The following is a 7,341-nucleotide window of genomic DNA, read 5'->3' on the forward strand; positions in this document are numbered from 1 at the left end:
CCCGCCGGGCCGGTTCAGGCGCTCGCCTCCTTATAAGGAGGGAGGGGCACCGGAACGGAGGCACCCGCCGGACATGAAAACGCCCGGCCAGTCCCCGGGAAGGGGTCGGGCCGGGCGGATTCGGACCGGGCAGGTAGGGCCATGAAGGACGTGGCCCTACCTCCTGGTGGGCGAACTCAGAGCTCTCGGGACATCAAGAGGCGGAGCTTGCCGGACTTCTTGGACACCACGGTGGCCACGGTGGTGAAGCCCGCGTTGCGGTAGAAGCTGACCGCGGGCGCATTGGCCGGGTCCACCCGCAGGGCAATCGTCTTGCGGAACATGTCGCGAGCCACCTGCAGGGCTTGGTTGAGCACCGCCATGCCCAGGCCACGCCGGCGCAGCTCCGGCCGCACGACGATGTTGCGCATGTAGGCCGCGCCAGGAACGGGACCATCCCGCTCCACGGTGACGTAGCCCACCACCTGATTCTGCACCTTGGCCACGTGGATGTAGGGCCGCAGGGCCGTCAGGGCCTTGAGGCTCTCCTCCATCGTCTCGCCGCGGCTCTTCCACGGCTCCGACTCGGAACGCAGGGCGGCCACGGACGCCATGTCCTCATCGGTCGCGGCGGAGAACTTCACCGCCGGCGCCAGGTCGTTGGGCAGGGTCGCCATGTCCGGCATTGGCAACGTTCCCACCTCCACGCCCGGTTCCACCCGCTTCATCGTCATGCCTTGCTCCTCCAATCGCGCTTCAGATCCTAACCGCTTCACCCGTATCCATGCACGTCCTCGGTGGAGCGCACATTTCCCCCCACGGGGGGGGCGAGCCGGACCCATCAAAACTGCGCACGCGGGCCCGGCATTCCAAGGTCGCCCGCTCACGCCCCTTCCGGGCTCCCACATGAGGTTCTGCGGGGGACGGCTTTCAATAGCGAACACCTTTCACTATAAAAAACCGTCCGCCCGGGGCGGGTTGCCCCACCCTTCCCTTCACCCTTCCGGCAGCCTGAGTCCCGCACGTGCAACTCAACCACGCCCAGCGCGAACTCACCCTCAAGCTCGTGTACTACGGCCCGGGGCTGAGCGGTAAGACGACGAACCTGCGCTGCATCCACGCGCGCGCCCGGCCGGAAGCTCGCGGTCGCCTGCTCAGCGTGGAGACGCACGAGGACCGTACGCTCTTCTTCGATCTGCTCCCCGTCTTCATCACCAGCGACTCGGGCTTCAAGGTGAAGCTCAAGCTCTTCACCGTGCCCGGGCAGGTGGTGCATGACGCCACCCGGCGCGTGGTGCTGCAGGGGACGGACGCGGTGGCCTTCATCGCCGACAGCCGCCGCAGTGCCGCCATGGAGAACAACGCCTACTGGCGCCGGCTCCGGGCGAACATGCGGGAGAACGGTCTGGACGCCACCCAGGTGCCGGTGGTCATCCAGTTCAACAAGCGCGACCTGCCCGACGCCCAGACGGACGCGGAGCTGGAGGAGGCGCGCAAGCGAGGGGGGGAGCCGGTGGTGGGCGCGGTGGCGCTGCGGGGCGAGGGAGTGATGGAGACGCTGCACGCGTTGCTTCAGGCGGCGTGGCGCAACCTGGACGAGCGCATGCGGCTGTCGCGAAACATCGGGCTGACGGAGAAGGAGTTCCTCACGCACATCTTCCAGCAGATGGACCTGAAGGGGACGGGCCTGGAGGCCCTCTATCCGCCGGTGGAGAAGCCGCGATGAGCGCCGACAAGACGAGTCCGGTGGTCAGCGCGCCGGAGCCGCGCGGGGAGTCGGTGCTCCAGCGCACGCTGTCCCTGGTGGACATGCTGGACCCGAGCACCTTCGGGGACGTGGTGGACAGCCTGGGCGAGCTGTACCGGGTGGGCATCCGGGTGCAGGACGCGCGGGGCCGGACGCTGGCGGACGTGAAGGGGAGCAACGGGGATTTCTGCGGCTTCATCAACGCCATTCCCGAGGGCCGCGCGCGCTCCGCGGCCGTGCTGGCGCGGGTGACCGAGGGCCCGCTGACGCCCACGCAGGGCGCTCAGGCGTTGCCGGGGGTCGGCCCCCTGGGCGGCGTGCTCCTGTCGGTGTCGTGCTTCAGCGGGCTGCGCTACGTGGTGATGCCGGTGGAGTGGGATGGGGATCTGCTCGGGCGGGTGGTGCTCGGGCCCTACCTTCCGGAGGAGCTGTCGGATCTGCCGCCCTCGCTGGCGGAGGTGGAGGGGTTGGACATGACGCGGGCGCGCGTGCTGGCGGGGCGCGTGCGGCGCATGTCCGAGCAGAAGGTGGAGAAGATGCTGGTGCACGTCGCGCAGGTGATGGCGGCGTTGCTGGCGGCCGGACAGAAGTCGTACCTGACGGGGCAGCTGCACCTGGAGACGATGCTGGAGACGCAGCGCGATCTGGAGAAGCAGAACGCGCAGTTGATGCGGCTCAATCAGCGGCTGAAGGAGGCGGACCGCCTCAAGTCGAGCTTCCTGGGGACGGTGAGCCACGAGCTGCGCACGCCGCTGTCCTCCATCATCGGCTACTCGGAGATGCTGTCCGAGGGGCTGGTGGGGGCGCTGAATGCCGAGCAGATGCAGTTCGTGCGCACCATCACGGAGAAGGGCAACACGCTGCTGAAGCTCATCTCCTCCATCCTGGACATGAGCCAGATCGAATCGGGCAAGGTGCGGCTCGCCTTCGAGTGGGTGGACGTGCAGGAGCTGGTGGAGAGCGCGCTGACGAGCGTGATGCCGCAGGCGCAGCGCAAGGGGCTGACGCTGAACGTACGGATGCCGCAGGTGGTGCAGGGGCGGGTGGTGGCGGACCGGGAGAAGCTGAGGCAGGTGGTGGTGAACCTGCTGGCCAACGCGGTGAAGTTCACGCCGGGAGGAGGGAGGGTGGACGTGCGGCTGTCGGAGGTGGGGCCGCAGCTGGAGCTGGGGGGAGAGGGCTACCGCATCGAGGTCGAGGACACGGGGGTGGGAATCCCGGAGGACCAGCGCGAGCGCATCTTCCAGAGCTTCTACCAGGTGGATGACAGCCCGACGCGGGAGTACGGCGGAGCGGGGCTGGGGCTGGCGATCGTGAAGAGCTACGTGGAGGGCCATGGGGGCCGGGTGTCGCTGACGAGCGAGGTGGGTCGGGGCTCGTGCTTCCGGGTCGTACTGCCGCAGGAGCCGCCGCTCTCGGGACAAGGCCCGGCGTACATCCCTCCGCCGGTGGACACCGAGCCGGACCGTTTCTGACTTCCCTTGAGCCAGAAGCCAGCGGGCGAATTCACCCTCATCGAGCACTTCCTGTCGCACTTCCCGAGGGCCCGGGTCCCCGTGGGCCCGGGAGATGACTGCGCCGTGCTGTCCCCCTCGAGAGGGGCGCAGTGCATCACCACGGACGCGGTGGTGGAGGACGTGCACTTCACGCGCGCGTGGTTCTCGCCGGAGGACATCGGGCACAAGGCGCTGGCGGTGAACCTGTCGGACCTGGCGTCGATGGGGGCGGAGCCGCGCTGGTTCGTCTGCGCGCTCGCGCTGCCCAGGGACTTTCCACCCCGCGAGCTGCGGGGCCTCGCCAGGGGCATGAGCGCGCTGGCGCGGGAGCACGGCATCGCGCTGGTGGGGGGCAACTTCACCTCGGCGCGCGAGCTGTCCATCACCATCACCGCCTCGGGCGAGCTGTCACCGCGCACGGCGCCCATCACCCGCGCGGGAGGCCGGCCCGGAGACGTGCTGTACGTCTCTGGCACGCTGGGAGACGCGAGGCTGGGGCTCCAGCAGCTCCAGGCGGGCCAGCGCCGCTCCGGAGCCATCCTCCGCCAGAAGCGCCCGGTGCCGAGGGTGGCGCTGGGCCGACTGGCGGCGCGCTTCGCCTCGGCGGGCCTGGACCTCTCCGATGGACTGGCGCAGGACCTCGGACACCTGTGCACCGCTTCCAGGGTGGAGGCCGAGCTGGAGCTCGAGCGCCTGCCCCTCTCCCGAGCGGTCCGTGCCTGCCTGGGGGCCGAGGGAGCACTCGCGGGAGGTGAGGACTACGAGCTGCTGCTCGCGGTCCCACCCGCGCGCACTTCCGCCTTCGAGCGGGCCTGTGCCCGAGGGGAGGAGCCGGTGACGCGTATCGGCCGACTCATCCCGGGTCGGCCCGGACACGTCCGTGACGCATCGGGCCGGAGCTTGCGCCTGCCCGCCGGCTTCGACCACTTCCGAGGGGGCGGCCGGATTGACCGTTCCCACCGGTAGGGCTAAACCCGCAGACCGTTGTCGCAGTCTCCTGAGATAATCCAAACCGTGCGCCGCCCCCTTCGCGACGATCCTTCCCCCGGCCTCTCCCCCCGACGCGAGCCCGTGCAACGGCTCCTGCGCCCTGTCGAGCAGATCGACGCTGGGGGGCACGAGGTCTCCCTGCAGATCAAGATCCTCACCGGCTACGTGATGCTCGGGTGCGTGCTCACGGCCGCCCTGCTCATCTCGGAGACGCTGCTGGATTTCTGGTGGCGCATCGGCATGGCGCTGGGGATTACCCTGGCCCTGGCGCTGACGCTGCCGCGCTACCTGGCGCGCGTGACGCGGGTGCGGGTGCTGTCGCGCTCGGCCTTCGAGATCTCCCAGGGCGATCTGTCCAAGCCGCTGGTGGTGGAGCCACCGCGAGCGCTGCGCCGCGATGAGATCGACGAGCTGGCGCTGGCCATCAGCAAGATGCAGGAGAACCTGCGCGAGCTGGTGGGGAAGATCCAGGACACCGCCAAGAGCGTGGCGGACACCGCGAAGGATCTTCAGGGCTCGGCGGAGAACGTCAACGCGACCAACGAAGAGGTGGGCTTGTCCATGGACAAGATCGCCCAGGGCGCGGAGACGCAGTCGCAGCTCGTCGGCAAGACATCGAAGGTCATCACCGAGATGGCCGTGAGCATCCAGCGCACGGCGGCGAGCGCCGAGGACGCGGCGCGCACGGCGGCCGAGACGAGCAGCGCGGCGGAGAACGGCAGCAAGGCGGCGCTGCTGGCCGGCGAGAAGGTGAAGAAGGTCTTCAATCGCATCGAAGCGGCGAGCCAGCAGGTGTTCGCCTTCGGCGAGAAGACGCTGGAGATCTCCAAGATCGTCGACGCCATCACCCAGGTGGCGCAGCAGACGAACCTGCTGGCGCTCAACGCCACCATCGAGGCGGCGCGCGCGGGCGAGTACGGCCGCGGCTTCGCGGTGGTGGCCGACGAGGTGCGCAAGCTGGCCGAGAGCGCGGGTCGCTCGGCGGAGCAGATCTCCAAGCTGGCGCGCGACATCTCCGGTCAGTCCACGTCGGTGGTGAGCGCGATGAAGGAGGGCATCGAGGAGCTGGCCGAGGGCCGCGAGGACATCACCGGCATCGTGCGCTCCATGGGCGCCATCACCGACACGGTGCGCAAGGTGGCCGAGAAGGTGCACCTCATCTCCGACAGCGCCCGCGAGCAGCTCAAGGGCAGCGAGGAGATGGTGAAGGCCACGGAGGAGATCTCCCTGGTGGCCAAGAACAACGCCGCCTCCACCGAGGCCATCCAGGCCGTCATCCAGGACCAGTCGGACGCCATGGTGCGGATGACCTCGCTGGCCAGCGAGCTGACCAACCTGTCCGTCGAGCTCCAGAGCGTGGTGCGCAGCTTCCGGCTGAACGCGTGAGGAACGGTCCCACCCCCTGGACCTCGGAAGAGGGGCCGGGGGGAGGGGCAACCGCTCGCCCGGCTGCTCTCATCATCGATTTCGCACAAACCGAGAGCAACTGGTAGAAGGTGACTCGTGCGGCACGTCATCTTCCGGGTGGAGAAGGAGCGCTACGGCCTGCCGCTCTCGGCGGTGAAGGAAGTGGTGGTGCTTCCGGAGCGCTTCACCCGGGTGCCTCGGGCCCCCGCGGCGGTGACGGGGGTGATGAACCTCCGGGGGCGGGTGGTGACGGTGGTGGAGCTGCGCCAGCTGCTGGGATTGCCGGATGGGCCCACGCCCCCGGGTCGGGTGGTGTTGCTGGAGCGCGGGCGGCGGGACCTGGGTCTGCTGGTGACGGATGTGGACGGAATCGAGGAGGTGGAGCGGGTGGGCACGGCACCGGGCAAGGCGGTCCCGGCGGTGCGCGGGGTGGCTCGATTGAAGGGTTTGGCTGTGACGGTGTTGGATCCAGAGGGGCTGGATTCCGCGGTGGTTGGACTCTTCACCGCGGCTCATCAGAAGTGAGTAGCCGCCGGAAATAGGCGGGTGGTAGTGTCCGCGGCCCTCTCGGGGCCTTACGCGGAGGCGGAGCTTCACATGGCTAAGCGGGTGCTGGTCGTCGACGATGCCATCTTCATGCGCAACATGATCAAGGACATCTTCGCGTCCGGTGGCTTCGAGGTCGTCGGAGAGGCGGCCAACGGCCTGGAGGCCGTGGAGAAGTACAAGGAGCTCAAGCCGGACCTGACGACGATGGACATCGTCATGCCGTTCAAGAGCGGCATCGAAGCCACGCGGGAAATCATCAAGTACGACGCCAACGCGGTGGTCATCATGTGCTCGGCGCTGGGGCAGGAGAGCCTGGTGATGGAGGCCATCGAGGCGGGAGCCTCGGACTTCATCGTCAAGCCGTTCCGCGCCGAGGACGTGCTGGCGGTCGTCAAGAAGGTGCTGGGCGAGGGGTGACCCCCTCGCGCTCGCGCCACCGGGGCTGGACGTGACGATGGACATGTCCCGCTACCTCGGGCTGTTCCTGACCGAGGCGAGCGAGCATCTGGAGGGACTGGGGCGGGACCTCGTGCAGCTCGAGCGCGAGGGCGCTCCCGCCGTGGTGGACTCGATGTTCCGCCACGCGCACTCGGTCAAGGGCATGGCCTCGTCCATGGGCTTCGAGTCCATCGCCGTGCTGGCCCACCGGGTGGAAGACCTGGTGGACGCCATCCGCCAGGACCCCAGCCGCCTGGAGCGCACCCTGGTGGACCTGCTCCTGTCGGCCACCGACGTGATGCTGGCCCAGGTGCGGGCCGTGGCGGACAACAAGACGCCCGATGACGCGGCGGCGCTGCTCGGACAGCTCGCCGAACGGGTGTCCGTGCTCACCGGCCGCGCCCCCAGCGCCACGCGCGTCCTGCCCCGTTCCCCCGCTGTGGCTCCCAGCGCGCCGGCTCCGGCCGCCGCGGCGCCCGCTCCGGTCGAGGCCGCCGCTCCGGCGCCCGCGCCTGTCGCCGCCGAGGCTCCCCCCGCCCCGGCACCCGCCTCCGCTCCCAGCGCCGAGGCGATGCAGGCCGCCGCCTCGGTCGCGATGGTGGTGCCCGCGTCGAAGGTGGAGGTGGAGTCGCCGCCGGAGGCGGCCCCGAAGCAGCCCATGCGCTGGGCGGTGCGGCTGCGCATCGCCTCCACCTGCCAGACGCCGGGCGTGCGCGCCTTCCTGGTGCACAAGCG

General features: G+C 69.5%; 8 protein-coding genes. 7 read left to right on the forward strand and 1 reads right to left on the reverse strand.

What is annotated here, in order from left to right; all coding sequences use genetic code 11:
* Positions 1-176: 176 nt before the first annotated feature.
* The gene (locus tag VF794_RS25210) at positions 177-713 is read right to left on the reverse strand and encodes a GNAT family N-acetyltransferase (protein ID WP_331114656.1); all 537 of its coding nucleotides are present in this window, start codon (positions 711-713) and stop codon (positions 177-179) included.
* 290 nt (positions 714-1,003) lie between these two features.
* Between VF794_RS25210 and VF794_RS25215 the strand changes: the two genes are divergently transcribed.
* From VF794_RS25215 to VF794_RS25245, 7 genes are all read left to right on the forward strand, one after another.
* On the forward strand, positions 1,004-1,705 hold the full coding sequence (locus VF794_RS25215) for a GTP-binding protein (protein WP_331114658.1): 702 nt from the start codon (positions 1,004-1,006) through the stop codon (positions 1,703-1,705).
* Positions 1,702-3,201 carry an ATP-binding protein gene (locus VF794_RS25220; protein ID WP_331114660.1) on the forward strand — a complete coding sequence of 500 codons (1,500 nt, stop codon included), beginning with the start codon at positions 1,702-1,704 and terminating at the stop codon, positions 3,199-3,201. Before VF794_RS25215 ends, VF794_RS25220 begins: the two co-directional genes overlap by 4 nt.
* Before the next feature lie 6 nt (positions 3,202-3,207).
* Entirely contained in the window at positions 3,208-4,188 is a 981-nt protein-coding gene (gene thiL, locus VF794_RS25225) for a thiamine-phosphate kinase (RefSeq protein ID WP_331114662.1), read from the forward strand.
* Positions 4,189-4,236: 48 nt separating this feature from the next.
* The gene (locus VF794_RS25230) at positions 4,237-5,598 is read left to right on the forward strand and encodes a HAMP domain-containing methyl-accepting chemotaxis protein (RefSeq protein ID WP_331114664.1); all 1,362 of its coding nucleotides are present in this window, start codon (positions 4,237-4,239) and stop codon (positions 5,596-5,598) included.
* Between the two features lie 117 nt (positions 5,599-5,715).
* Complete coding sequence (locus VF794_RS25235) at positions 5,716-6,144, forward strand: chemotaxis protein CheW (protein WP_331114666.1); 429 nt, start codon at positions 5,716-5,718, stop codon at positions 6,142-6,144.
* Positions 6,145-6,216: 72 nt separating this feature from the next.
* Positions 6,217-6,585, forward strand: a complete 369-nt coding sequence (locus VF794_RS25240; protein WP_108067310.1) for a response regulator — start codon at positions 6,217-6,219, stop codon at positions 6,583-6,585.
* Positions 6,586-6,628: 43 nt separating this feature from the next.
* The coding region (locus VF794_RS25245) for an Hpt domain-containing protein (protein WP_414640950.1) at positions 6,629-7,341 on the forward strand (713 nt) is incomplete at its 3' end.

Source organism: Archangium sp. (assembly GCF_036389735.1).
In the GTDB taxonomy this organism is placed as follows: Bacteria; Myxococcota; Myxococcia; order Myxococcales; family Myxococcaceae; genus Archangium.